18 protein-coding genes and 1 tRNA gene are annotated in these 24593 nt (G+C 66.3%); 10 read left to right on the forward strand and 9 right to left on the reverse strand.

All coding sequences use genetic code 11. The annotated features are described in order from the left end of the window. A partial coding sequence (locus tag BUF17_RS20405) for a beta strand repeat-containing protein (RefSeq protein ID WP_175563764.1) occupies nt 1-3096 on the reverse strand: 3096 nt, incomplete at its 3' end. Nucleotides 3097-3296: 200 nt separating this feature from the next. On the opposite strand from BUF17_RS20405, the gene BUF17_RS20410 reads away from it, so the two are divergent. Then, nucleotides 3297-3521, forward strand: coding sequence for an antitoxin MazE family protein (locus BUF17_RS20410; RefSeq protein ID WP_073632234.1), 225 nt, complete (start codon nt 3297-3299; stop codon nt 3519-3521). Next, entirely contained in the window at nt 3518-3880 is a 363-nt protein-coding gene (locus BUF17_RS20415; protein ID WP_073632236.1) for a type II toxin-antitoxin system PemK/MazF family toxin, read from the forward strand. Before BUF17_RS20410 ends, BUF17_RS20415 begins: the two co-directional genes overlap by 4 nt. A 206-nt stretch (nt 3881-4086) precedes the next feature. Here the strand turns inward: BUF17_RS20415 and catB are convergent, their stop codons facing one another. From catB to BUF17_RS20450, 7 genes are all read right to left on the reverse strand, one after another. Beyond that, a complete protein-coding gene (gene catB, locus BUF17_RS20420; RefSeq protein WP_073632238.1) occupies nt 4087-4725 on the reverse strand; it encodes a type B chloramphenicol O-acetyltransferase in 639 nt (212 codons plus the stop codon). A 422-nt stretch (nt 4726-5147) separates the two neighbouring features. Continuing rightward, nucleotides 5148-5237: transfer RNA gene (locus BUF17_RS20425), tRNA-Ser, on the reverse strand. 221 nt (nt 5238-5458) lie between these two features. Then, the gene (locus BUF17_RS20430; RefSeq protein WP_073632361.1) at nt 5459-7006 is read right to left on the reverse strand and encodes an efflux transporter outer membrane subunit; all 1548 of its coding nucleotides are present in this window, start codon (nt 7004-7006) and stop codon (nt 5459-5461) included. Nucleotides 7007-7080: 74 nt separating this feature from the next. After that, on the reverse strand, nt 7081-10215 hold the full coding sequence (locus BUF17_RS20435) for an efflux RND transporter permease subunit (protein ID WP_073632240.1): 3135 nt from the start codon (nt 10213-10215) through the stop codon (nt 7081-7083). 9 nt (nt 10216-10224) lie between these two features. Then, nucleotides 10225-11469, reverse strand: a complete 1245-nt coding sequence (locus BUF17_RS20440) for an efflux RND transporter periplasmic adaptor subunit (RefSeq protein ID WP_073632363.1) — start codon at nt 11467-11469, stop codon at nt 10225-10227. A gap of 795 nt (nt 11470-12264) precedes the next feature. Continuing rightward, complete coding sequence (locus BUF17_RS20445) at nt 12265-13446, reverse strand: fumarylacetoacetate hydrolase family protein (protein ID WP_073632242.1); 1182 nt, start codon at nt 13444-13446, stop codon at nt 12265-12267. Nucleotides 13447-13715: 269 nt separating this feature from the next. After that, nucleotides 13716-14834, reverse strand: coding sequence for a mandelate racemase/muconate lactonizing enzyme family protein (locus BUF17_RS20450; RefSeq protein ID WP_073632244.1), 1119 nt, complete (start codon nt 14832-14834; stop codon nt 13716-13718). A gap of 242 nt (nt 14835-15076) precedes the next feature. On the opposite strand from BUF17_RS20450, the gene BUF17_RS20455 reads away from it, so the two are divergent. From BUF17_RS20455 to BUF17_RS20490, 8 genes are all read left to right on the forward strand, one after another. After that, the gene (locus tag BUF17_RS20455; protein WP_073632246.1) at nt 15077-15757 is read left to right on the forward strand and encodes a GntR family transcriptional regulator; all 681 of its coding nucleotides are present in this window, start codon (nt 15077-15079) and stop codon (nt 15755-15757) included. 41 nt (nt 15758-15798) lie between these two features. Beyond that, nucleotides 15799-16590: an SDR family NAD(P)-dependent oxidoreductase gene (locus BUF17_RS20460; protein WP_244530973.1), complete on the forward strand. Its 792-nt coding sequence runs from the start codon at nt 15799-15801 to the stop codon at nt 16588-16590. A gap of 208 nt (nt 16591-16798) precedes the next feature. Next, entirely contained in the window at nt 16799-17539 is a 741-nt protein-coding gene (locus BUF17_RS20465; RefSeq protein WP_073632250.1) for a FadR/GntR family transcriptional regulator, read from the forward strand. A gap of 146 nt (nt 17540-17685) precedes the next feature. After that, nucleotides 17686-18660 carry a sialic acid TRAP transporter substrate-binding protein SiaP gene (locus BUF17_RS20470; RefSeq protein WP_073632251.1) on the forward strand — a complete coding sequence of 325 codons (975 nt, stop codon included), beginning with the start codon at nt 17686-17688 and terminating at the stop codon, nt 18658-18660. A 264-nt stretch (nt 18661-18924) separates the two neighbouring features. After that, nucleotides 18925-19509, forward strand: a complete 585-nt coding sequence (locus BUF17_RS20475) for a TRAP transporter small permease (RefSeq protein ID WP_073632253.1) — start codon at nt 18925-18927, stop codon at nt 19507-19509. Between the two features lie 3 nt (nt 19510-19512). Then, the gene (locus BUF17_RS20480) at nt 19513-20919 is read left to right on the forward strand and encodes a TRAP transporter large permease (protein ID WP_073632255.1); all 1407 of its coding nucleotides are present in this window, start codon (nt 19513-19515) and stop codon (nt 20917-20919) included. Further along, nucleotides 20916-21962 carry an L-idonate 5-dehydrogenase gene (locus tag BUF17_RS20485; protein ID WP_073632257.1) on the forward strand — a complete coding sequence of 349 codons (1047 nt, stop codon included), beginning with the start codon at nt 20916-20918 and terminating at the stop codon, nt 21960-21962. The genes BUF17_RS20480 and BUF17_RS20485 overlap by 4 nt, the downstream gene beginning before the upstream one ends. A gap of 88 nt (nt 21963-22050) precedes the next feature. Further along, on the forward strand, nt 22051-23109 hold the full coding sequence (locus tag BUF17_RS20490) for an Ldh family oxidoreductase (protein ID WP_073632259.1): 1059 nt from the start codon (nt 22051-22053) through the stop codon (nt 23107-23109). Nucleotides 23110-23123: 14 nt separating this feature from the next. Here BUF17_RS20490 and BUF17_RS20495 read toward each other — a convergent pair whose 3' ends face one another. Continuing rightward, entirely contained in the window at nt 23124-24539 is a 1416-nt protein-coding gene (locus tag BUF17_RS20495; protein ID WP_073632261.1) for an 8-oxoguanine deaminase, read from the reverse strand. Nucleotides 24540-24593 lie beyond the last annotated feature (54 nt).

Genomic DNA, 24593 nt, shown 5'->3' on the forward strand with positions numbered 1-24593 from the left:
GTTCAGAACCAGCGCGGCGTTGTTGACGATGGCACCCGCCACCGATCCCGTGGAGCCGCCGTCACGGATCTGCAGGGTGCCCGCCGAGATCGTCGTCGTGCCGGTGTAGGTGTTGTTCGCCGTCAGCGTCAGCGTGCCAGCGCCCTGCTTCGTCACCGTGCCCGAACCCGACACCACGCCCGCAAAGGTCTGGGCGGTCGGATTGGCGAACACCAGCGCCGCGTTGTCGACGATATTCCCGACAACCGACCCAACGCCCGTCGCATCGCCCAGCTGCAGCGTGCCATCGGTAACCGTCGTGCCCCCGGTGTATGTGTTCGCACCCGACAGAACCAGCGTGCCGGCTCCCGTCTTCTCAAGACCGTCCGAACCCGAAATCGACGAAGAAATCGTCGCCGTCGTGCCCGCACCGTCGACATTCACCGCCGGCGTCGCCGAACCGTTCGCCAGGGTCAGCACGCCGCCGCCGATCGTGTAGCCCGACGTCAGGAACTTCAGGCTCTTGGCGCCGACCGCCCCGTTCGACGTGTCGATCGTCACCGTCCCCGCAGTTCCGGCGAAGATCGCGGCCTTGCTGATGTCCGACGCAACATGCGTCGTGCCGCTGGAGTTCGTCCAGTTGAGCTGCGATTGGGAAGCCGTCCACGTCCCGTCACCGCCCGCAACGGGACCGGAGCCCGACGTCGTCGTCCCGTTCCAGTAAAGGCCGCCTTCGGACAAGGTCACGATCAGAAGACTTCCAGTGGAACTGGGCGTCGTGGAGATGACGCCTTCCAGGTCGCCGGGCGTGGTGCCGAGTGTCGGCAGAACGAACGTGCTGCCGGCTCCGGAATATTCGATCAGATTGTACGCCCCCGCCGTCAGCGTGCTGGTGCTGGCCAGGTTGATCGTGACACCGGACTGGATGGTGAGGAAGCCGCCGGTTGTGAGAGCCGCATCGGCCCCGCTGCCCGTGAGGTTGAGATCAACAATCGCGCCGGTGTTGAAGGTGATGTTGTCCGCGTTGATCGGCGTGTTGCCGCTGGAACCCGCGTTGGCCTGGGTGGCGCTGACCGTGCCGCCATTCTGGACGAGAAGAAGGGCCTCGATTTTCGCGCTGCCGTTGCTCACCGTCGGCGCCGTCAGGGTCGCGCCGTTGGCCACGGTGACGTTTCCCTTGAGCCACAGGCCGTTGTCGAGGATGAGCTCACCCTGCTTGACCGTCCAGTCCTGGACATTCTGGGGCGAGTTGGTCGAACCGGTCAGGGTCCACGTCGCGGTGCCTGTCTTTTCGAAAGCCGCAAATCCATCGAAAAGCGGATTGCTTCCGACCGTGTTGCCGACATCGAAGGATGCGCTTCCCGAAGCGCCGCCCAGCCTCAACGTGGCAGTTGCAGCGGTGTTGTGATCGATACCGGCGACACCGTTGATCGTCGCCCCGGGATTGATTTCGAGGATGTTGATGCCGCTGTTGAACAGGATCGCGTTCGCCTGCGATACGTTGCCGCCCGCCATCCCGCCGGTCACGGTCGAACCGGTCTCCAGCGTCACATGGAGATTGCCGCCGACGATGCCAGCACCGCCGTCTCCCGAGGTCGAGCCGGATCCGCCATTTCCACCCGTGACCGAACCCGCGCTGGTGACAGTGATCGTCGCGGCATTGCCGTTCGCCACGTAGATACCCGCGCCTGCAGCCGCGCCGGCAGCGTAGTTGGTGACGTTGCTGCCGCCGGCACCTCCCGTGACGGAAGCGTTGATGGTCGCCTGCAGCGTGTCGGCGAATATGCCGGCACCTCCGACACCCCCGGGCGAGTAATCGGATGTGCCACCCGCGCCACCCAGCAGACTGGCGTTGATCGTCAGCGACAGGTTTCCACCCACGATTGCGTGGGCACCGGCACCGCCCAGACCGTCCTGTCCGTTGCCGCCTCCGCCGCCGGTTACGGCGCCGTTGATGACGCCGGTACCCGTCGATGCCCCGAACACCAGGCCCACACCGCCGGCGCCGCCGGTTATCCCGTTGCCGCCGTGACCACCGGTCAACGTGACAAGCGGACCCGTCGTCAAGATGACGGAATTCGTGACGTAGAGGCCGTTGCCGCCGGAGCCACCACCTCCCATCAGGCCGCTGGTGTCAGCGTTGCCGCCGTTGCCGCCATCTCCACCTGCGATCTGCAGGGTAAGCGCGGACCAGTCGTACGCGCCGCTCCCGGTGACCACGGCACCCCAGCCGCCCGCGCCGCCGCCGCCGGCAGCCGATGAGTCAGAGGACGTGCCGCCGCCGTTACCGCCCCGGCCGCCCGTGATGGTGGTGACGTTGCCGGGAAGAGCAGAGCCCACGAAGCCGTGAGCACCGCCGCCGCCGCCGGTGCTGGTCAGGTGCGCCGAAGTGCCGTCCGCACCGGCTGCGCCGGGTGATGCTCCGCCTGCGCCACCAGGTGTCGTCGTGGTCCCATCCGTGATCGATCCGCCGTCGCCGCCCGTGACGCCGGCTCCGCCGCCGCCGCCGCCCTGCATGTTGGCCGAGCCGTTACCGCCCGCGCCCCCGGCGCCGGTGGCGGAATCGACGCCACCACCGCCGCCGTTGCCACCGGCACCGCCTGCGGCGGAGACCGGAGAGGCGCCGATCAGCGAGAGAGCCAGCACAGGCACGAGCGCAGAAGAGAGCAGCAGACCACGGCGTATGGCCCGCGCAAGCCCGGCATTTCGGGACCCCGTCCGCCGCCCGGCGACCAGACGCTCATCCGAGCCATCGACGCTCGTCGCGAAATTGCCGTGCTCGGCCCCGTTGCATTCCATATCTGCTTGCCCCTGCGAGAGTCCGCGGTCTCGCCATCGAAACGGCGGGACACAACCGGCGAATCGGCCGCGTCTCACGTTCCGCAACGAACGCATGTGATCTGTGCGTTTCTGGAGGGTGTCCGGGGATGGTCGCAACCGTGATTGCGAAGCGGCATACGGAATGCGAAATGCGGCGAAAATTTCTTTCTCTGAGGGCGCGTTTGCCACAGTCGTGGTGGCGATATTGCGCACTTTGAATGGGTACTTCTTGCGAGATTTTCTACTTATAGTCGCGACGGCCAAGCGCGCTTTTAAGCGCCGCGCCTCCGGGTGCATTCACCGCCATGCTCCGGTTGCATCAGCCAAAGCCGCGCTTGATCGCATCGTTCTCCCTGGATCGCTCAATGCGCACGCCTGAGACGGGTTCCCGCCGAGCGACTCGCAATGACATCCTGAGAGAGTCTTCGAAGGGGTCGGATGGACTGGCAAGAAGGGTCTCCATATGCTAGTTACATGTAACTTTTAAGGAGGCTGTCATGTCATCCGCTTCCAGGCCCAAGCCTTCGCGCGTGAAGGTCGGCGAGCATCGCGCGCGACTGCGCGCCCAGGGGCTTCGGCCGATCCAGATCTGGGTGCCGGATGTGCGGGCGCCCGCGTTCCGGGCGGAAGCGCGGCGCCAGTCGCTGGCCGTCGCGGCTGGCGCGCAGGCCGGCGATGATCAGGCCTTCATCGATGCCGTGTCCGACTGGGGCGACGAATGAGGCGCGGCGAAGTGTGGACCGTTGCCGGAGGGCAGGACTATGCGGGCAAGCCGCGCCCGGTTGTCATCGTGCAGGACGACAGTTTCGATGGAACGGACTCTCTCACCATATGCGCCTTCACGACCGACGAGACGGATGCTCCACTGTTCCGGCTGATTGTCCAGCCGAACGAGAGAAATGGCCTGCGCGCGGCCTGCCGCCTCATGGTCGACAAGATCACGACCGTTCGGAAGGCGAAGTTCGGGCAGCAGGTCGGTCGTCTGGACGACGAGGACATGGTCCGGCTCAATCAGGCGATGATCGTCTTCCTCGGTCTGGCCGCGTCGCCTCGGGCAAGCCGGAAGGGGAGTGCGCCATGATGTGCGGTGTCCCCGCTGTTCGAGAGTCATGCGACGCGGGAAAAACGGTGGGCTATGGCGTGGATATCGGTCCTTCGTCCGATCCTCTCCCGATTCATGCCTCAACCGCGGACGACAGTCCGGTCGATGCCACCGTCCGAACCGTGACGGAAAACTGCCCGTCCGGTTTTCGGACGGGACGGGCAAGCTGCCTCTAACGCTTTGTCCTATGATCCTGGCGCCACAACCGATCGCCAGTGATGATGTAGGGCCGAGACGTCCCCGCTGGTCAGAACGGGCATGGCATCCCGCAGCTCTTCTTCGCTCCAGTCCCACCAGCGAAGCTCGAGGAGTTTGGCGATGTCCACTTCGCCGAAACGCTTCCGAATGATCTTGGCGGGGTTACCACCAACGATGGCGTAGGGCTCGACGTCCTTCGTCACCAGCGCTCGCGTTCCGATGACCGCACCGTCCCCAATCGTGACCCCAGGCATGACGATGGCCTCGGAACCGATCCAGACATCATTGCCGATCACCGTGTCGCCAGCCGGTTTGTATCCGTTCTCCGCTCCGGCGAAGGCAGGCACGTCCGACATCCAGAAGAACGGAAAGGTGCTGACCCAATCGCTCCGATGGCCTTGGTTGCCGGCCATGATGAAGGCCGCGCCCGAGCCGATCGAACAGAACGATCCGATGACGAGTTTGTCGACGCCCTCGTCAGGCAGAAGGAAGCGGGCGCAGTCGTCGAAGCCATGTCCGTGATAGTAGCCGGAATAGTAGCTGTACCGCCCGACCCGGATGTTGGGATTGGTGACGAGGCGATCGAGCGTGATGCCCCTGAATGGGCTCTCGAAAACGTTGTGCATGAAATAAACCGAAGGTTCGCAAGCCGCGCGTGCGGCGACGGTTCGCCCGGTGTCTTGCGGGCAAAAGCCGACAGGCGATCAAATCGATCGCCCGCCCCAGCTTCTCACGTCAGAAACGTGGAAGCGCGATACCGGTGGTTCGGTCTGCGGCCTTCATGACAGGATCATGGCCCAGTCGACGCGCCATGCCAAGGCGACATCGCAAACGCGTTCGTTCGCAGCTGCGAGGCCGACGACGAAGGCTGGCGCAAAACGGGAGGCCGAGGACGCACCCCACGGCCCGGTCGAGGTCTCGGTCGAGCCTATGCTCCGCTATTTCGTGTGCGAGTTCCACACCCTCGCCCATGTCGCCAACAGCGTCGTGTTCCGCCAGTCCGATGGTGCTCTCCTGCCTGGAGCCAGGAGGGCAGTTTCAGCGGAGCTGGCGGACGGGGTGAGATTCGAACTCACGGGAGGCTTGCACCCCCGGCGGTTTTCAAGACCGCTGCCTTAAACCACTCGGCCACCCGTCCGGCGCGCCCTCGTTTCCAACGTGCGGCGTGGCGTGTCAAGGGCTGGATGCCCGATGGTCTCGCGTGAGGATCGCGCGTGTCAGCGCGCGCGCCGGCAAGGGCGGAGGCCGGAGCGGTGTCTGCGCTGCGAACCGGCCTCCATCGCACCACCAATGACGCGCGCGCACCGCCGACGACGCGCGGCGGGGTGTCACCGCGCAAGTCTCGCCGTCTTGCCCCGATCAAGGGACCAGGGCGAGCTTGCCTGCGTTGGGGCCGTCGCTCTTGCGGGGAAGGTGCGGCCCGGTGCCGGTATCGACGATTTCGGGACGGGACGCGTCGACGATACCATCCCAGCCGCCGCCGAGTGCCTTGTTGAGCGCGATGTAGTCGTTGGTGATGTCGATCCGGCTCTGGATGAGCGCGTCCTCCGCGGTGTAGAGCGAGCGCTCCGCAACGAGCACGTCGAGGAAGCTTGCCGCGCCGGTTTCGTAGAGCGCGCGGGAAAGCGTCGACGCCTGCCTGTAGGACGCCGATGCGGTGGCGAGCTTGGCGCGGCGCGCCCTCTCCTGCGCCAGTGCGACGAGCGCGTTCTCCACATCTTCCAGGGCCGTCAGCACCGATGCGCGATAGGCGACGAACGATTGGTCGCGTTGCGCCTGGGCGATCTCCACCGCCGCCTGCAGCTGTCCGCCCTGAAACACCGGCAGCGTCAGGGTGGGTCCGAACGACCAGCTGATGGACGACTGTTTCGCGAGGTCACCGATGTGAACGCCGGAGGTCGCGACGCTGCCGACGAGGCTGACGGCAGGATAGCGGTTGGCCTCGGCCTGGCCGATGAGCGCGGTGGATTGGGCAAGCTGGCGCTCGGCCATCCGCACGTCCGGCCGTGTGGCGAGGATATCGGCCGGTATCCCGGCCGGAATGGGCAGCTTCGGCGTCGGTATCGGCTTCGCCTTCTTCATGCGGTCCGCAAGGGCGGTCGGCGGCTGGCCGGTGAGCACGCTGAGCCGATGCACCGTCTGGGCGAGTTGGCTTTCGAGCGCCGGCACGTTCGCCTCGGTGCTGGCCGCCTGTCCGGTGGCGTTGGCGACATCGACGGCGGAGGCAGCACCGGCTTCGAGCTTGGTTCGGGTCAACCCCGCCGTCTCGCGCTGGGAGGCTGCCGTCCGCCGCGCAAGATCGAGCCGCGCCTGGAAGCCGCGCGCGGCGACATAGTTGGACGTGACGTCGCCGATCAGCGTCACGAGGGTGTCGCGCAGTTCCTCGTCCGCAGCCTGCGCACCATAACGGGCCGCCTCGATGCCGCGCCGGTTGGCGCCGAACAGATCGAGTTCCCAGCTGGCGTCGAAGCCGGCCTGGAAGGAATTGAAGGGGCCCTCGACCGTGATGTCACCAGAATCAGACACCTTTCCGCCGTTCGCCGAGCGGGTGGCGGAGGCGCTGGCATCGACGACCGGGAACAGCGTGCCGACCTGCTGACGATAGGTCGCGCGCGCCTCGCGCACCCTCGCCTTCGCCGCGGCGACGTCGAGATTGCCGGCGACGGCCTGGTCGACCAGTTCGTCCAGCATCGGATCGCCGAGGCGGGTCCACCACTTGGAAAGCTGCGGCGCGCCGTCATTCTCCGCCGGCTTGGCGTTGCCCCACTTCGCGGGCATCGTAAGGTTCGGCTTGTGATAGTCCGGGCCCACCACGCAGCCGGCCAGTGTAACAGCCGCCATGGCCAGCGCGAACGCGCGGGCGACAGGCAGCGCCGTCCTGCGCGAACGAAGATCGATTGCCGGCATCGTCGCGATCACCGTGTGGGCTGGAGGAAGAACCATCGCATGGCTGCCGGCATTCCCGGCCCGGCGCGCGCCGGTCATGATGCCGATTCCGCCGGGGCCTGAACACCCGTTCGTGGCCGCCCCTTGAAGACCCGCCGCACGGTGACGAACAGCAGCGGCACGAAGAGCACGCCAAGTGCGGTCGCGGCGATCATGCCGCCCATCACGCCGATGCCGATGGCGTTCTGCGCACCGGAGCCCGCGCCGGTCGCGATCGCAAGCGGCGTCACGCCCAGGATGAAGGCGAATGACGTCATCAGGATCGGCCGCAGGCGCTGGCGCGACGCTTCGATGGTCGCCTTGACGAGGTCGTGGCCCGCCGCCTGCCGCTCGATGGCGAATTCCACGATCAGGATCGCGTTCTTCGCGGCAAGGCCGATGGTCGTCAGCAGCCCGACCTTGAAGTAGACGTCGTTGGCCTGTCCGAACCAGAGCGCCGCGGCGAGCGCGCCGAACACCCCGATCGGGACCGACAGCATGACGGCGAACGGGATCGACCAGCTCTCGTAGAGCGCCGCGAGACAGAGGAACACCACCAGGATTGAGATGGCATAGAGCGCCGTCGCCTGGCTGCCGGATAGTCGCTCCTGATAGGAAAGGCCGGTCCATTCGTGGCCGTAGCCGGCCGGCAGCTCGGCCGCCAGCCGGTCGATCTCATCCATGGCGTCGCCGGAACTGACGCCCGGCGCCGGATCGCCCTGGATTTCGACGGCGGCCGAGCCGTTATAGCGCTCAAGCCGCGGCGAACCGAACGTCCACCGGCTGGAGGCGAATGCGGAGAACGGCACCATGTCGCCGCTGGCATTGCGCACATACCACTTGCCGAGATCTTCCGGCTGCATGCGGAAATCGACCCCGCCCTGCAGGTAGACCGGCTTCACGCGGCCCCTGTCGATGAAATCGTTGACGTAGTCACTGCCCCAAGCGGTCGAGAGCGTGCGATTGATGTCGTCCAGGCCGACACCGAGGGCGGATGCCTTCTCCTGGTCGATATCGACCGAGAACTGCGGCGTGTCCTCCTGCCCGTTCGGACGGGTGTTGGTAAGGAGCGGACTTTTTGCGGCCGCGGCCAGAAGCTGGTTGCGGACCTGCATCAGGCGGTCGTGACCGAAGCCATTGATGTCCTGAAGATAGAAATCGAACCCGCTGGTGTTCCCCATGCCCTGGATGGCAGGCGGCGCGAGGGCGAACACCCGGCCATCGCGGATCTTCGAGAAGGCCATCGTGGCGCGACGGGCGACTGCCTGTGCCGACAGCGACGGGTCCTTGCGCTCGTCGAACGGCTTCAACCGCACGAACGCGAGGCCGACATTCTGGCCCTGGCCGCCGAAGCCAAATCCGGCGACGGTGAACACGCCTTCCACAGCACCTTTCTCTTCCGTCAGATAGTGCTCACGAACCTGATCGAGCACATGCTGGGTCCGGCCCTGCGTGGCTCCGACAGGAAGCTGCACGCTGGTGATCAGGATGCCGCGATCCTCTTCCGGCAGGAACGAGCTTGGCAGATGAAGGAACATCCATCCCATGCTGGCGGTGATGAGGACGAAGGCGAGAAGGAAGCGTTTCGGCCGCCGGATGATGCCGCCCGCAGCACGCTCATAGGACCGCGTGCCGCTTTCGAGACCCCGATTGAACAGCCCGAACAGCCCCCGCTTCTGGTCGTGGGGCTTGGGCGGCCGCAGGATGGTGGCGCAGAGCGCCGGTGTGAGGATGAGCGCGACCACGACCGAAAGCACCATCGCCGAGACGATGGTGACAGAGAACTGCCGGTAGATCACGCCGACGGAGCCGCCGAAGAACGCCATCGGCACGAACACGGCCGACAGCACGATGGCGATGCCGATCAGCGCGCCGGTGATTTCCTTCATCGACTTGCGCGTGGCGTCGCGAGGCGAAAGCCCCTCCTCGTGCATCACGCGCTCGACGTTCTCGACGACCACGATGGCGTCGTCCACCAGCAGGCCGATGGCGAGCACCATCGCGAACATCGTCAGCGTGTTGATGGAATAGCCGGCCACCGCCAGCACGCCGAAGGTCCCGAGCAGCACGACCGGCACGGCCAGCGTTGGGATCAACGTCGCCCGGATGTTCTGCAGGAATACGAGCATGACGACGAACACGAGGACGATCGCCTCGATCAGCGTGCGGACGACCTCCTCGATCGACAGCAGCACGAACGGCGTCGTGTCGTAGGGATAGACCACCTCGACGCCCTCGGGGAATGTCGAGGACAGCCTCGCGATGGTGGCCTTCACGCCCTCCGCCGTGCTGATGGCGTTGGCGCCGGTGGCAAGGCTGATGGCGAGGCCGGCAGAGGGCTTGCCGTTGTAGCGCGAGTCCGTGTTGTAGCTCTCCGCACCGAGTTCGACCGTCGCAACGTCGTTGAGCCGCACCAGCGACCCGCTGGTGGTGCTTTTCAGAATGATGTTGCGGAACTGTTCGGGCGTCTGAAGGCGGCTGCGCGCGGTCACGGTGGCATTGAGCTGCTGGCCCTTGCGGGAGGGCAGTCCACCGAGCTGGCCGGCCGAGACCTGCGTGTTCTGCGCCTCGATCGCCGAGGCGACGTCGCTCGGCATCAGCGCATATTTCTGCAGCTTGTCGGGATCGAGCCAGATGCGCATGGCATAGCCCGAGCCGAACAGCTGGGTATCGCCGACGCCCTCGACGCGCTTCAGCGTGTCGTTCAGCGTGCTGTCGACATAGTCGGCAAGGTCGGTGTTGGTCATCTTGCCGTCGGTCGAGACGAAGCCGACCACCATCAGAAAGCCGGAAGACGACTTAGTGACCGTGATTCCGTTGCTCTGCACGATCTGCGGCAGCTGCGAGGTGACGAGCTGAAGCTTGTTCTGCACCTGCATCTGCGCCACGTCCGGATCGGCGGCGCTGGTGAAGGTCAGCGTGATCTGCGACTGGCCGGTCGAGGTGGACGTCGAGGTCATGTAGTCGAGATTGTCGATCCCGGTCATGCCCTGCTCGATGATCTTGGTCACCGAGTTCTCGACGGTCTGGGCGTCGGCGCCCGGGTAGGTGCCGGTGATGCGCACCGTCGTCGGCGCGATCTGGGGATATTGCGAGATCGACAGCGATCTCAATGCCAGCAGGCCGCCGAGCATGATGACGATCGCGATCACCCAGGCGAAGATCGGCCGGTTGATAAAGAAGCTCGACATGCTGCCGCCTCACCCGCGCCCGGCTTCGGCGGACGGCTGTTCTCCGGAAATCGAGCCGGATTCGTTGCGGCTGCGCACTTCGCCGGTGGTATCGTCGATGACCACTTCGACCGGGCTGACGGGCTGACCGGCCCGCACCAGCTGCGTGCCCTCCACGATGACGCGATCGTTGTCACCGACACCGGAATCCACCAGCCAGTTGTTGCCGACGCTGCTCGACACCGAGAGCACCCGTTGCTGGGCCTTGCCGTCGGCGTCGATGAACCACGCCACTGCCTCGCCCTTGGTATTGCGGCTGACGGCGCGCTGGGGAATGAGGAAGCTGTTCGGCGCTACACCCTCCTCCACGATCGCCCGCACATACATGCCGGGCAGCAAGAGCCGGTCGCGGTTCGGGAACTCCGCCCGCATCGCGTATGTGCCCGTGGTCTGGCTCACATAGGATTCCGAGAACTCGAGGTGGCCGGCGGAGGGGTAGATCGTCCCGTTCTCGAGCTTCAATTTCACGCTGACATTGCTGCCGCTGAGCTTCACCTTGCCGGCCGCGATGGCCTGGCGGAGGTTGAGAAGATTGGTGCTCGACTGGGTCACGTCGACATTGATCGGATCGAGCGTGCGGATGGTCGTGAGCAGCGTGTCCTGGTTTGCCGTCACCAGCGCGCCCTCGGTCAGCGATGACTTGTCGATACGGCCGCTGATCGGCGCTGTGATGGTGGTGTAATCGAGATTGATCTTTGCGGTCTGAACGGCGGCCTTCGCGGCGGCGACATCGGCTTTCGCCTGCGCGAAGGCGGCGGTGGCGTCGTCGAGGTCCTGCTTGCTGACGGCGTTCTGCTTGGCGAGACCCTGATAGCGCTCGACCTTGGCCTGCGCGCTCGGAACCGCCGCCTCGGCGCGCTGCAGGTCGGCAAGGGCGCTGTCATAGGCCGCCTGATAGCTCGCAGGATCGATCTTGTAGAGCGGATCGCCGGCCTTGACCTCGCCGCCTTCCTCGAACAGGCGCTTCTGGATGATGCCGCTCACCTGCGGGCGGACTTCGGCGACAAGTGACGCGCTGGTACGGCCCGGCAACTCCGCCGTGATCGCGACAGACTGCGGATGAAGCGTGACGACGCCGACCTCGGGCCGGCCGGCCGCCGCATTGGGCGGATTGTTCGCCTTTCCTTCCTCCTTGTTGCAGGCGGCAAGGGCGAGGATCACGGCGAAACCGGCTGCAAGGCGCCTGGCGGCAGGGCGGCCGCGTTGCCCCTCCAGCGGATCGGTGCCGCGGGACCGGCGGGAGATGAGAGCGAAGGACGCGGACAAACTGAGGCGACGCACCGACATGTCCATGAGTGGGAAACCGAACCGTATCTTTGCTGGCGACGGAGAAGCGCCGCCGATGGCGCCTCGGGAAGCAGGCTCGTCAGGAGACGGAGAAGGCAAGACCACCGCAGGATGAAATCTTGGAAGGCGCTCGCGCTCCCCAGATGGAACATCCTTCGACCGCCGTCGGCCGTGGAGAACGCCACGTGGCGTTCCGTCCGACGGTCGCACCGGACGGAACGCAGACGAAGCGCATCACCTACGGCACGCAACGACCGATTCTGCGGCGGGATCTCCGCGGTTCAACGTCTGCCGGCGACGATCGCGCTTCCCGTGGAGGAGGCACGGGAAGCACTCTGCGGGGCCGGCATCGCACTGCGACGATACACAGATCATATGCTTCTCATACGACTGGTTCGCGTCGACGCCAATCAATTTCCGGAGATCGAGCGGTCGGCAGGCGGCGGCGGCTCCGCTTCGCCAGCCTCCCGGGCCGAAGGCGGGGTGTGGGAACCTTTGTGGGACAGGGGGCCCAGTGTTGATGCCCGTCCCGCGCAACCGACCTTGCCGTCGACACGCGGGGCGCGGCGCCGGACGCGGTGATGGTTCACCCGGTCCTGATCAACCGACCCATCTTTGCGGCGCCGCGTTGCGTGAACTCTTGCCGTCCGGCGGCGCAGGACCGGCTTTCGGCCGAACGGCTAGCCGGCGCGACGGGATCAGCCCGCCGCGCCGGAAGGCTGCTTACGCGAGAAGGCCGCGCGCGGCGAGATTCCGCATCAACTGGCCGGCGCCGAAACTCCACGGCGCGATGGCGTCCGTCGGCTGCACGCGGTTGACGAGGCTGCCGAGCCGCGGGGTGGAGATGGTGACGATGTCGCCGGTCTTGTGGGTGAAGCCGCGGCCGGGCTCGTCGCGATCATCGACCGGCGCGAACATCGTGCCGAGATAGAGCACCAGGCCGTCGGGGTAGGCATGGTGGGCGTTGACGGTCTGGGCGACGAGGTCGGCAGGGTCGCGGCTGATCTCGCCGAGCGACGAGCGGCCTTCGAGGCGATATCCCTCCGGTCCATCCACAACGAGCGTCAGGTCGAGCTGGCGCACGTCGTCGAGGGTGAAGCCCTCATCGAACAGGCGAACGAACGGACCGATAGAAGCCGACGCATTGTTGTCCTTCGCCTTGCCGAGCAGCAGCGCCGAACGGCCCTCGACGTCGCGCAGGTTGACGTCGTTGCCGAGGGTGGCCCCCACGATCCGGCCGGCCGAGGATACCGCCAGCACCACTTCCGGCTCGGGATTGTTCCAGGTCGATTTCGGGTGAACGCCGATATCGGAAAGCGCGCCGACGGCCGACATCGGCTGCGACTTCGTGAAGATCTCCGCGTCCGGGCCGATGCCGACTTCGAGATACTGGCTCCACGCGCCGGCTTCGATCAGGGTCTGCTTCAGCGCCATCGCCTCCGGCGAGCCGGGCTTCAGGCGGCGCAGGTCGTCGCCGACAAGCGCGCGGATATGGCGGCGGATGCCTTCGGCCGCATCGGCGTCGCCCCGCGCGCGCTCCTCGATCACGCGTTCGATCATCGACACCACGAAGGTCACGCCCGAGGCCTTGATCGCCTGCAGGTCGACCGGCGCCAGCAGATAGGGCTTCGTTGCGTCGCGAACGGCAGCGGGCGTGTTGGCGGCGATTTCCGCCAGCGAGCCGATGGCTTCGCCAGATGCCGACCGAAGGGCTGCCGCCGGATCCTCAGCCTCGAACAGGTCGCGCACGGTGGCGAAGGCGGAGGTGATGTCGACCAGACTGTCGCCGTCGACGCGCACGACCGCCGGGCCGTCGACATCCGGCCGGTGGACGCGGCCGACGAAAAGCGCCCCTTCGTCCTGAACGAGGCTGGTGATCTCTCGGCTGATGCGGGTGGTATCCATGAAGCGTCCGGTTCTGTTCTGGTTGGCAGGCAACGCGGCGGTCCGCCGGGGCGGCCGCGGCAATGAAGCGGCGCGAGGATAGTATCTTGTCGGTTTCGAACAAGGGCGACGTCGCATCTCTCCGTGGCAAGGCTGCTTCGCCCACCGTTCAAAGGCGCGATCGTTCCTGCGGAGCCGCCCCCTCCCCGTCATGAAAAAGCCCGCCGCGCTTGTGCGCGACGGGCTTCGTCCCGTCGGATCGGCGCGTCCGTGTCCGGGCGTCGCGCGCGTCAGCCGATGCTCTTGCCGTAGCGCTCCATGCTGGCGGCGAGCGGCGTGGTCCCGGCGCCCGGCTGTTCCGGCCGCTGGTAGATGCCCGCTTCGACCCGGATGGGCTCGACGAAGTGGTCCTTGATCCAGGGAATATATTCCAGGATCGAGGAGGCCGGATGCCAGTGCGACAGGTGGACGTGCACCTGGCTCATCTCGCCGGCATGGGGCGCAACCGGCAGCCGGTAGGCCAGCGCCAGATCCGCGACCTGAATATATTCGGTGATTCCGCCAAGGCGCGTCACGTCGGGCTGCACATAGGCGACGGCACCGGCCTCGATGAAGCCGCGGAAGGCGTCGACGGTATAGAGCTGCTCGCCGAGCGCCACCGGAATGGCGCTAGCGCGCGCCAGCGCCGCGTGGGAGCCGACATCGTCGTACCAGAGCGGTTCCTCGAACCAGAAGATGTCGAGGTCTCTCGCCGCCGCGACGAACCGCAGGCAGGTCGGCAGGTCCCACTTGCCGTTGCCGTCGATGGCAATGCGGATGGCGGGACCGACCGCCTCGCGCACCGCCGTCAGCCGGGCGATGTCGACGTTCGGATTGTCGTGGCCCACCTTCAGCTTGATGCGTGTGAAGCCGTCGACCTCGACCGCGCGGCGGGAGCCGTCGAGCAGCTGCTGCTGGGTGAACGACAGCCAGCCGATATCGGTGTTGTACGCTTCGACTTTGCCGGTGGTCGCGCCGCCCAGGAACTTCCACAGCGGCAACCCGGCCTGCTTGGCACGCAGGTCCCACAGCGCGACGTCGACGGCGGCGAGGGCAAGGTGGGTGATGCCGGCCCGGCCGACCCACTGCAGCGCGGGCGAGCGCGCCAGCTTCTTCCACAGCCGCGTCTGTTCCACCGCGTCCTCGCCGATCAGCAGCGGCGCGTAGCAGTCGCGGATGCACGAGGTGATCAGCCGGTCGGACGCGAGATCCGCATGGGTGCCGGTGAAGCCGTATCCTTCCAGCCCGTCCGACGTGACGATGCGGGTTCCGACCACGCCCCAGTGGGTGATCGAGTGGGTCGAGTCGGAGATCGAATCCGCAGTGAGCGGCAAGTGGAGAATGAAAGGCTCGACGGCGACGATTTTCATGTGGGCGCTTCCGCGGTGGCTGTTGTCGTTGCTCGGGAGGAAGGGGACGGCTGGCCTCCCCTGATTGGGCGGTTGGATGAGCCGCATCGCCACCGTCCAATGCAGGACGCGCATGGATGACCGACCAGCCTCGACCCGGCTCCCATGCGCTTGTTCTAGCCGAGCCGATGCAAAATCGAAAATAAAAAATTTTCTATCGAATATCTTGAATTCGGGTTTTGAAGCCGGCACAGTCCGGCGCCATGAGCATCGTCGTCCGCGCCACACTTGCCGAGCAGGCCTATCAAGAGCTTCGAACCCGCATCCTTTCAGGGCGGCTCGCGGGCGGGCAGCGGCTGTTGCCGGAAGAGCTGTCTGTCGAACTCGCCATCAGCCCGACGCCGATCAAGGAGGCCCTGCTCCGGCTCGAATCCGACGGGTTGGTGGAATGGCCGCTCCGGCGCGGTGCGGTCGTGCGCCGCTTCACCACCCATGAGGTGGAGGAGCTCTACGAAGCCCGGCTGCTGATCGAGTTGAATGCGGTCGCGCGGATCTTCGAGCGCGGCGCGAACACGCCGGCCTTCATCGAGACCCTGCGCGGCAATCTCGCCCGCCACGCCTTCCATGCGGGCCGGGAGGGCCTAGACGAACTCTCGAGTGCCCTCGCCTTCGACCGCGAATTCCACCAGCACATCGTGCTCGCCGCCGGGAATGCCCTGGTCGCCGAGTGGCACCTGCGCATCCTCCGGCAGACCCACACCGTGTTCGTCTACAACGCGGGCAACTATGCCCGCTCGGTCGACGAGCACCGCACCATCATCGAGGCGTTCGCCGCCGGCTATGAAGCAGCCGTCCGCAACGCCGTCGAGACGCACCTCATCGAGAGCCGCAACAACACCCTCGCCAACATCGTGCGCGAGTCAGCCCGGAGCACCCCGTCCTGAGGACGCCTTCCCGCAGCGCTGCACGGGATTCGAGGAAGATCATGACGCCTATGGACGGCAAGGCCGACGCCATTGCCTCTCCTTTCAGTCTCGCCGGGCATCACGCCCTCATCACAGGCGGCGGCTCGGGACTCGGGCTGGCGACGGCGCGGTGCTTTCTCGCCGCCGGCGCCCGCGTGACCATCGTCGGGACGAATGCGTCGAAGCTCGGAGCCGCGAGCGCCGAGCTCGGCGGCGATGCGGTGGCGGGGCTCGTCTTCGACATCACGCAAACCGGGGACGTTGCCGCGTTCGCCGGGCGGGTCGAAGCCGAGCGCGGCGCCGTTTCGATCCTCGTCAACAATGCCGGGCAAACAATCAAGAAGCCGATCGACGACATGACGCCAGCCGACGTCGAGGCCGTGCTCGACGTCCATGTGGTGGGTGCCTATGCGTTGTCGCGGGCATTCCTGCCGCAACTCGCACGCCGTCGCGATTCCTCGATCCTGTTCACGGCGTCGATGGCATCCTTCCTCGGCGTCCCGTTCGTCATCGGCTACTCCGCCGCGAAGGCCGCCCACGTCGGCATGATCCGCGCCATGGCGACGGAACTCGCGCCGCGCGGCATCCGCGTCAACGGCGTCGCTCCGGGCTGGGTGGATACGCCGCTGTTCCGCGCGGCGACCGCCTCGGACCCGGCACGCCGCGCGAAGATCGATGCCCGAATTCCGCTCGGCCGCCTCGCTGAGCCGTCCGATATCGGATGGGCGATGACCTATCTCGCCTCGCCCGCGGCCGCCTATGTCACCGGCCACGTTCTTGTGGTCGACGGCGGGGCACTGCACGGCTTCTGACGACATGCGCGTAAGAGCCCGGAATGCCGAAGCCGGTGCGGGTTCCGGCCGAGACGCGGCAGCGGGAACTAAGGCGGAAATGTGAAAATGTTCGTACGGCAACTTGACGGCGAGAATAAAAGAAGCCACAAATCGTTTTAATTGGTCATACCAACTGACCAAAGCCGGCAAAGACCGGCAGGAAACGCACCATAGGGACTCCATCCCGATGCCGATCGAACCGATCGAATCCCGCCGGCTCTACCGGCAGGTCGCGGATCATTTGCGCCAGCTCATCGCCCGCGGCGAGTTCACGTCCGGCGGGCGGCTGCCGGCGGAGCGCGATCTCGCCGAGCAGCTCGGCGTGTCACGACCGACCGTCCGCGAGGCGCTGATCGCGCTCGAGGTGGAAGGCCGGGTCCGTATTCGGGTCGGGTCGGGGGTCTATGTCTTGGAGCCCCCGTCCGCCGGGTTCCCGCCGCCGCCTGGCGCCACGCCCATCGAAGGCCCGTTCGAGCTTCTGCGCGCCCGGGAGCTGATCGAGGGCAGCATCTCCGAGGAAGCCGCGCTGATGGTCACACCGGAGCACATCGCCGTGCTCGACGACCTGCTCGCCCGCATGCATGGCTCGGCACATCCGACGCGCGAGACCTTGCAGCTGGACAGGCAGTTTCACACCGCCGTCGCCGGAATCATCGGCAACGGCGTGCTGGTGCGCTTCGTCGGCGAATTGTTCGACCAGCGCATCAACCCCTATTTCGAGAAGCTGTCGCGCTACTTCGAGAACGCGGAGACCTGGCGCCTCGCGTTCGGCGAGCATCAGGCGATCCGGGATGCCATCGTCGCGCGGGACCCTCAACTGGCCCGCAACGCGATGCGTTATCACCTCGCCCAGTCGCAGATCCGCTTTCAGACCAATTTCGAGGAAATCACCCCCGCTTCCACAAGCGGGGAAACATTGTCCGCCTGACGGCTGCCGTGGGCTCGTTCGGGCGCAGACGCCAGCAGTGCCTCTCCATCGAAGCCGCGCCGTCCGCAAGGCGACAACGGCGGCACGCCCGACACCGGGAACACTTTGTCTCGGTAGCCGACCATAAAAAGAGGGAAGGAAAACGCATGCTCTTCAAGACAGCCATTGCAGCGCTGGCCGTTGGCCTGAGCTTCGGCCTCGCCGGCACGGCAGACGCACAGACCAAGCTCAAATGGGCCCACGTCTACGAAACGTCCGAGCCGTTCCACACGGAATCGGTCTGGGCCGCTGAGGAAATCGCCAAGCGCACCAACGGCCGCTACCAGATCGATGTCTATCCGGCTTCCCAGCTCGGCAAGGAAGGCGACATCAACCAGGGCCTGACGCTCGGCACCGTCGACATCATCGTCTCCGGCTCCAGTTTCGCCGCCCGTTCCTACCCGCCGATCGGCGTCGCCTATTATCCCTACACCTTCCGCAGCCCGGAGCACCTCATCGCCTACTCGAAGAGCGACGTGTTCAAGCGGCTGGCCGAAGGCTACGAGAAGAAGACTGGCAACCATATCGCGGCGGTCACCTATTACGGCACCCGGCAAACCACTTCTAACAAGCCGATCGAGAAGTGTGCCGACATGGAAAACCTGAAGATGCGCGTGCCCGACGTGCCGGCCTATCTGGCCATGCCGCGCGCCTGTGGCGCGAACACGGCGCCGATCGCGTTCGCCGAAGTCTATCTGGCGCTGCAGAACGGCACTGTGGAGGCCCAGGAGAACCCGCTGACCACGATCGAGGCGAAGAAATTCTACGAAGTCCAGAAGTACATCGTGCTGACCGGCCACATCGTCGATCACCTCAACACCGTGTTCTCCAAGAAGCTCTGGAACAGCCTTTCCGACGAGGACAAGAAAATCTTCACGGACGTCGTCCAGGAGGCCGCGGAGCGCGCCACCGCGAAGGTGGAGAAGCGTGAAGGCGAACTCGTGCAGGTCTTCCGGGATCGCGGTATCACCGTCACGGAAGTCGACAAGAACGACTTCAAGAACGCCGTGATGGAGCGCGTGCCGATGGAAGACTTCGGTTACAGCAAAAGCGACTGGGACGCGATCCAGGCAATCCAGTAACTCGTCGTGAAACCGGGCCGCCGGCTCCTGCGGGGGCACGCCGGCGGCCCGTGTCGTCAGGCGCGGCGCGGAAACGCGACCGCGCCTGATCGGCGCCGTCGTTCAGCGGCGGCGAGCCGGTATCGCCTTTGCGCAAGGGCATGAACGCGGGGATCCCGACGGAAGCCACACAACGGGCCCGTTAGCAGCGCCTGCCCTGAGGTCACCCAACCGTCACCTGGTCGAGACGTGCCGAGGCCGTCACCTTCCGAGGAGGAGACCATATTGTCCCAGGAAACTCACGCTCCGATTTCCACCGCGGAAATGGCCCACGCCTTCGAGGAAGAGGCCGCCCCGGTTGATCTGTCGAAATACGCCTTCGAGGACTGGATAAACCTTGCGGTTTTCTGGGTCATGACATTCTGCGTGTTTCTGCAGTTCTTCACGCGTTATGTTCTCAACAACAGCTTCGCGTGGACGGAGGAAATCGCGATCAACTGCCTGATCGCGGTCGTCTTCCTGGGCGCGTCAATGTGCGTGCGGCTGTCGCGGCATATCCAGGTCGACGTGCTCTACCACTACATGCCGAAGTCCGTCGCCCGCGTCCTGGCGACGGTGGTCGACCTCATCCGCATCGCGTTCCTGGCCTACGGCGCCTACCTCGTCTGGGACTATGCCGCGATGATCCCCGACGAGATGATGACAACCGTCGACCTGCCGAAATCGATCGTGTTCTACACGGTATTCGCCGGTTTCATCCTTATGACGATCCGCTCCATCCAGGTTTTCATCGCCAATATCCGCCGTGGATATTCGGTTCTGGAACGACCGGATGCCTTCGACGGCACCTTCGAGCACGCCGGGGACTGATTCATGACGCTTCTTCTCCTCTCCTTCATCGTCCTGATGGCGATCGGCGTCCCGGTGGCGATTTCGATGGCCGTCGCCTCCGTGCTCTACATGCTGATCTACGACGTGGCGCCGCCCGTCATCCTGGCGCAGCGCATGATCGCCGGCGTCGAGAGCTTCCCGCTGCTTGCCGTTCCGTTCTTCATTCTCGCCGGTAACCTGATGAACATCGCCGGTGTGACCGGCCGCATCTATTCCTTCGCGCTCGCGCTCGTCGGCTGGATGAAGGGCGGCCTCGCCCAGGTGAACATCATCGGCTCCGTGATCTTCTCGGGCATGTCCGGCACCGCGCTGGCGGATGCTGCCGGCATCGGCACCATCGAGATCAAGGCGATGAAGGACCACGGCTATCCGGTCGAGGCCGCCGTCGGCGTCACCGCCGCCTCGGCGACGCTCGGACCGATCTTCCCGCCGTCCCTGCCGTTCGTGATCTACGGCATGATGTCGAACGTCTCCATCGGCGCGCTGTTCATGGCGGGCGTGATGCCGGGCGTGTTCATGACCGTGCTGATGATGATCACGGTCGCGCTGTTCGCCTACCGGCTCGGCTGGGGTTCGGACACGAAGTTCGAGATCCGCCGGCTTGCCGCCGCCTCGACCGAGGTCGTTGTGGTGCTCGCCTTCCCGGCGGCGGTCTATGCGATGATGATGTCCGGCCTGTCGGTCAACGTCTCCATTCTCATCGCGCTCGTCGTGCTGCTGGCGCTCGACTGGTATTTCGACTTCTCCGCCGTGATGGCGCTGATGACGCCGGTCATTCTGATCGGCGGCATGACGCTCGGCTGGTTCACCCCCACCGAGGCTGCCGTCGCCGCCGTGATCTGGTCGCTGTTCCTCGGCCTCGTGCGCTATCGCACCATGACGCTTGCGACCCTCGCCAAGGCGAGCTTCGATACTATCGAGACGACGGCCTCGGTGCTGTTCATCGTCACCGCCGCCTCGATCTTCGCCTGGCTCCTAACCGTCAGCCAGACGGCACAGTTGCTGTCGGATGCAATCCTGTCGCTCACCGCGAGCAAGTGGGTGTTTCTGATCCTGGTGAACCTGCTGGTGCTGTTCGTCGGCTGCTTCCTCGACACAACGGCGGCGATCACGATCCTGGTGCCGATCCTCCTGCCGATCGTGCTCAAGTTCGGCATCGATCCGGTGCATTTCGGCCTCATCATCACCCTGAACCTGATGATCGGCCTGCTGCACCCGCCGCTCGGCATGGTGCTGTTCGTGCTGTCGCGCGTCGCCAAGCTCTCCGTCGAGCGCACCACGATGGCGATCCTGCCGTGGCTGGTCCCGCTCATCGTCGCCCTCATCGCGATCACCTTCATCCCGGAGATCACCCTGTGGCTGCCGCGTCATCTGGGGCTGCTGCGATGACAGGGACCGTTGCGGCGACGCTGTTCGGCGCCGAAGACCTTCGCATCGTCGAAGGCGCTCTCGCCCCCCTCGCACCCGGCATGGTCCGGGTGCGGTTCGGGGCGGGCGGGATCTGCGGCTCGGACATGCACTATTTCCGCCATGGCCGGACCGGCGATTTCGTCGTGCGCTCGCCGCTCGTGCTCGGCCACGAGGTCGCGGGCGAGATCGTCGAGATCGCCGGCGCGGCGCCCGGCCTTGCCGTCGGCGACCGGGTTGCGGTCAATCCGTCGCGCTGGTGCCATCGGTGCCCGCGCTGCCTGGAGGGGCGCGAGAACCTCTGCGAGAACATCTACTTCATGGGGTCGGCCTCGAAGACACCCCACATGCAGGGCGGCTTCGCCACCCTGTTCGATGCGACCGCTGAGCAATGCGTGAAGGTGCCGGCAACGCTGCCGTTCGCTGCTGCGGCACTCGCCGAACCCCTCGCCGTCTGCCTCCACGCCGTCGCCCGGGCGGGCGATCTTCGCGGCCGCAACGTGGTGCTGTTCGGCGCAGGCCCCATCGGCCTCCTCACCATGATCGCAGCCCGGCGGGCCGGCGCGGCCGCGATCACCGTGGTCGATATCGCCGCCGCTCCGCTCGCCTTCGCGAGCCGGCTCGGCGCCGACCGCATTCTCGACATTTCCACCGGCACAGGTGAGCTTGAGACCGTTGCGGCCGATCGGCCGTTCGACGTCGCGATGGAAATCTCGGGCACCGCAGCGGGGCTGACGACGGCGATCGACACGGTCCGTCGGGGCGGCACGCTCGTGCAGATCGGCAACCTGCCCGGCGGGCTTCTGCCCGTGCCGGCGAACAAGCTGATGGCCAAGGAACTCGACCTGCGCGGCTCTTTCCGGTTCGGTCCCGAGTTCCGCGAGGCGGTGGACCTCATCGTGGCGGGCGAGATCGACGTGCTCGGCATCGTCACGGGCTACCGGCCGCTTTCGGATGCGCCGGCCGCCTTCCGGCTGGCGCTCGACCGTTCCCAGAGCGTAAAGGTCGTCCTGACGGCCGCCTGACCGATTCAGGTTCCACATAAGAAGCGGGGGATCACGCCAGCGCCGGCGTGGTCCCCCGGCAAGCTTCAGGCGTCGGGAGGCGCTTCTCATGACGGATCGAGACAGGAGCGACGTTCGCGAGAAGGACGTGGTTCTGGTGGCGGAAGCGGCCCTCGCCGCCGCTGTTCGCGACAGGCTGGCGACGGTGGGTGCGAGTCCGCTGGTCGTGGAGGCGACCACGCGGGCGATGATGCACGCCTCGCGCCTCGGCGTCGACAGCCACGGCGTGCGGCTGACCGAGCATTACGTGCGCATGATGGAAGGCGGCCGCGTCAACCCGCGCCCGAACGTGACGGTACGCCGGACGGCCGCCGGTTCCGCGGTCGTGAATTGCGATGACGGCCCTGGCCACGTCGGCGCCTACCGCGCGGTTGAGCTCGGTTGCGAGATCGCCCGCGAGGCCGGTGTCGCCGCTGTCGGCGTCGAGCACTCCTCGCATTTCGGCGCGGCCGGCGCCTACGCGCTCGCGGGCGCTGAAGACGGCTTCATCACGTTCGCGACCACCAACACCGACTCTGTCGTCACCCTGCACGATGGCGCGGCTCCGTTCCACGGCACCAATCCGATCGCGCTTGCCGCACCGGTGCCCGGCGAGCGGCCGTGGCTGTTCGATATGGCGACGTCATCCATCCCGATGAACCGCGTGCTGCTCTATCGCTCCCTGAACAAGGCGCTGCCGGAAGGGGTCGCCGCCGACGAGCACGGCTACGCCACCATCGACCCGTTCGCGTTCCGCATGCTGCTGCCGCTCGGCGGCACGGAATATGGCTACAAGGGCGCCGGTCTCGCCGGCCTCGCCACGCTGCTGTCCGCCGTGCTGATGGGCACGACGCTCGATCACGACTTCATCCCGATGTACAGCGAGGAGCGTTCCACGCCGCGCAACATGGGGCACTTCGTGCTGGTGATCGACCCCGAGCGCTTTGCCGGCCGCGCGCTCTACGAAGCGACGATGTCGCGCTATGTGGCCGCCGTGCGCGCCGCACCCCGGCGCGGCGATCCCGAGGTGATGGCGCCGGGCGACCGCGAATGGAAGGTCGCAGACGCGCGGGCCCGCGACGGCATCCCGATCGATCCCGACACCGCGCGCTTCCTCGGCTTCGCCTGACGGAGGCCGGTTCGTCAGCCTCCGGACGCCGCCATCCGTGCGGCGTGCCGGTTGTGCTCGGCGACGACCGCCGGCAGGTCCACCGTCACCACCCTGCCGTCGCGCACGATGGCCCGGCCGCCGACGAAGGTGTGCCGGGCATTGCCCGGCATGCAGAACAGCGTCGCCGCGACCGGATCGGACAGCCCGCCGGCGAACGTCACCGCATTAAGGTCGAGCGTAAAGAAATCGGCGCACTTGCCCGGCTGCAGTGCGCCGATGTCGTCGCGGCCGAGCACCGCCGCGCCGCCACGGGTCGCGACCTCCAGGATCTCGCGCGCCTTCATCCACTCGTGCGCCCGGTCGGGGTGCGAGGTCGGCAGCGGATTGTCGGGCCCGGCCGGTGGCGGCAGCCCCAACCTCAGGCGCGCGAGCAACATCGCCATGCGAGCCTCATTGAGCATGTGGTTGGCGTCGTTACTGGCCGAGCCGTCCACCCCGAGGCCGACCTTCACTCCGGCATCGAGATATTGGCGCACCGGCGCGATGCCCGAGGCGAGCCGCATGTTCGAACTCGGGCAGTGACATACTCCTGTGCCGCGATGGGCGAAGCGCCGGATCTCGTCGTCGTTGACGTGGATGGCATGGGCATACCAGACGTCGCCGCCGGCCCAGTCGAGCGTCTCCAGATAGTCCACCGGGCGCATGCCGAAGCGCTCCAGCGTGAAACGCTCCTCGTCGATGGTCTCGCACAAATGGGTGTGCAGCCGAACGCCGAGGCGGCGCGCCATACCGGCCGATTCCCGCATCAGTTCAGGTGTCACCGAGAACGGCGAGCACGGCGCCAGCACGATCTGCGTCATCGCGCCCGGTCCGGTCTCGTGATAGCGCGCCACCACCCGCTCGCAATCGGCGAGGATCGCGTCCTCGTCCTCCACGCACGAATCCGGTGGCAGCCCGCCCCTCGATTCCCCGAGCGACATCGAGCCGCGCGATACCACGAAGCGGATGCCGATCTCCCGCGCCGCCGCGATCTGGTCGTCCACCCGGCAGCCATTCTGGAACACATAGGCGTGGTCGAACAGCGTGGTGCAGCCGGAAAGCGCCAGTTCCGCCGCACCGACGATCGTGGCCGTCCGCGACGCTTCAGGCGTTCGGGAGGCCCAGATGCGGTAATGCGCCTTCAGCCAGGGGAACAGGTTCGTGTCCTGAGCGGCCGGAAGATTGCGCGTCAGCACCTGGTCGAGGTGATGGTGGCAGTTGACGAGGCCGGGCAGCACGATCTGACCGGAGAGGTCGATCACCTCGTCCGCCGTCTCCGGCAGCGTGTCGGCCGGACCGACCGCGACGATGATGCCGTCGCGTGCGAACAGGCCCGCATCGCGCAGTTCGCGACGCTCGTCGTCCATGGTCACCAGAACGGTGGCGTTCTTCGCCAGCAACGTCGTCACGATTGGTCCCCCGGGCTGGAAGCGTCGGCCGCTCACGCGGCGCGGCGAAGATGG

The organism is Pseudoxanthobacter soli DSM 19599 (assembly GCF_900148505.1).
Lineage (GTDB): Bacteria > Pseudomonadota > Alphaproteobacteria > Rhizobiales > Segnochrobactraceae > Pseudoxanthobacter > Pseudoxanthobacter soli.

What these genes read in the sequence shown, in the direction of transcription:
- BUF17_RS20410 (WP_073632234.1), top strand. Translation starts at nt 3,297, where the DNA reads ATGTCATCCGCTTCCAGGCCCAAGCCTTCGCGCGTGAAGGTCGGCGAG.
- BUF17_RS20415 (WP_073632236.1), top strand. Translation starts at nt 3,518, where the DNA reads ATGAGGCGCGGCGAAGTGTGGACCGTTGCCGGAGGGCAGGACTATGCG.
- catB (WP_073632238.1), bottom strand. Translation starts at nt 4,725, where the DNA reads ATGCACAACGTTTTCGAGAGCCCATTCAGGGGCATCACGCTCGATCGC.
- BUF17_RS20430 (WP_073632361.1), bottom strand. Translation starts at nt 7,006, where the DNA reads ATGCCGGCAATCGATCTTCGTTCGCGCAGGACGGCGCTGCCTGTCGCC.
- BUF17_RS20435 (WP_073632240.1), bottom strand. Translation starts at nt 10,215, where the DNA reads ATGTCGAGCTTCTTTATCAACCGGCCGATCTTCGCCTGGGTGATCGCG.
- BUF17_RS20445 (WP_073632242.1), bottom strand. Translation starts at nt 13,446, where the DNA reads ATGGATACCACCCGCATCAGCCGAGAGATCACCAGCCTCGTTCAGGAC.
- BUF17_RS20450 (WP_073632244.1), bottom strand. Translation starts at nt 14,834, where the DNA reads ATGAAAATCGTCGCCGTCGAGCCTTTCATTCTCCACTTGCCGCTCACT.
- BUF17_RS20455 (WP_073632246.1), top strand. Translation starts at nt 15,077, where the DNA reads ATGAGCATCGTCGTCCGCGCCACACTTGCCGAGCAGGCCTATCAAGAG.
- BUF17_RS20460 (WP_244530973.1), top strand. Translation starts at nt 15,799, where the DNA reads ATGACGCCTATGGACGGCAAGGCCGACGCCATTGCCTCTCCTTTCAGT.
- BUF17_RS20465 (WP_073632250.1), top strand. Translation starts at nt 16,799, where the DNA reads ATGCCGATCGAACCGATCGAATCCCGCCGGCTCTACCGGCAGGTCGCG.
- BUF17_RS20470 (WP_073632251.1), top strand. Translation starts at nt 17,686, where the DNA reads ATGCTCTTCAAGACAGCCATTGCAGCGCTGGCCGTTGGCCTGAGCTTC.
- BUF17_RS20480 (WP_073632255.1), top strand. Translation starts at nt 19,513, where the DNA reads ATGACGCTTCTTCTCCTCTCCTTCATCGTCCTGATGGCGATCGGCGTC.
- BUF17_RS20485 (WP_073632257.1), top strand. Translation starts at nt 20,916, where the DNA reads ATGACAGGGACCGTTGCGGCGACGCTGTTCGGCGCCGAAGACCTTCGC.
- BUF17_RS20490 (WP_073632259.1), top strand. Translation starts at nt 22,051, where the DNA reads ATGACGGATCGAGACAGGAGCGACGTTCGCGAGAAGGACGTGGTTCTG.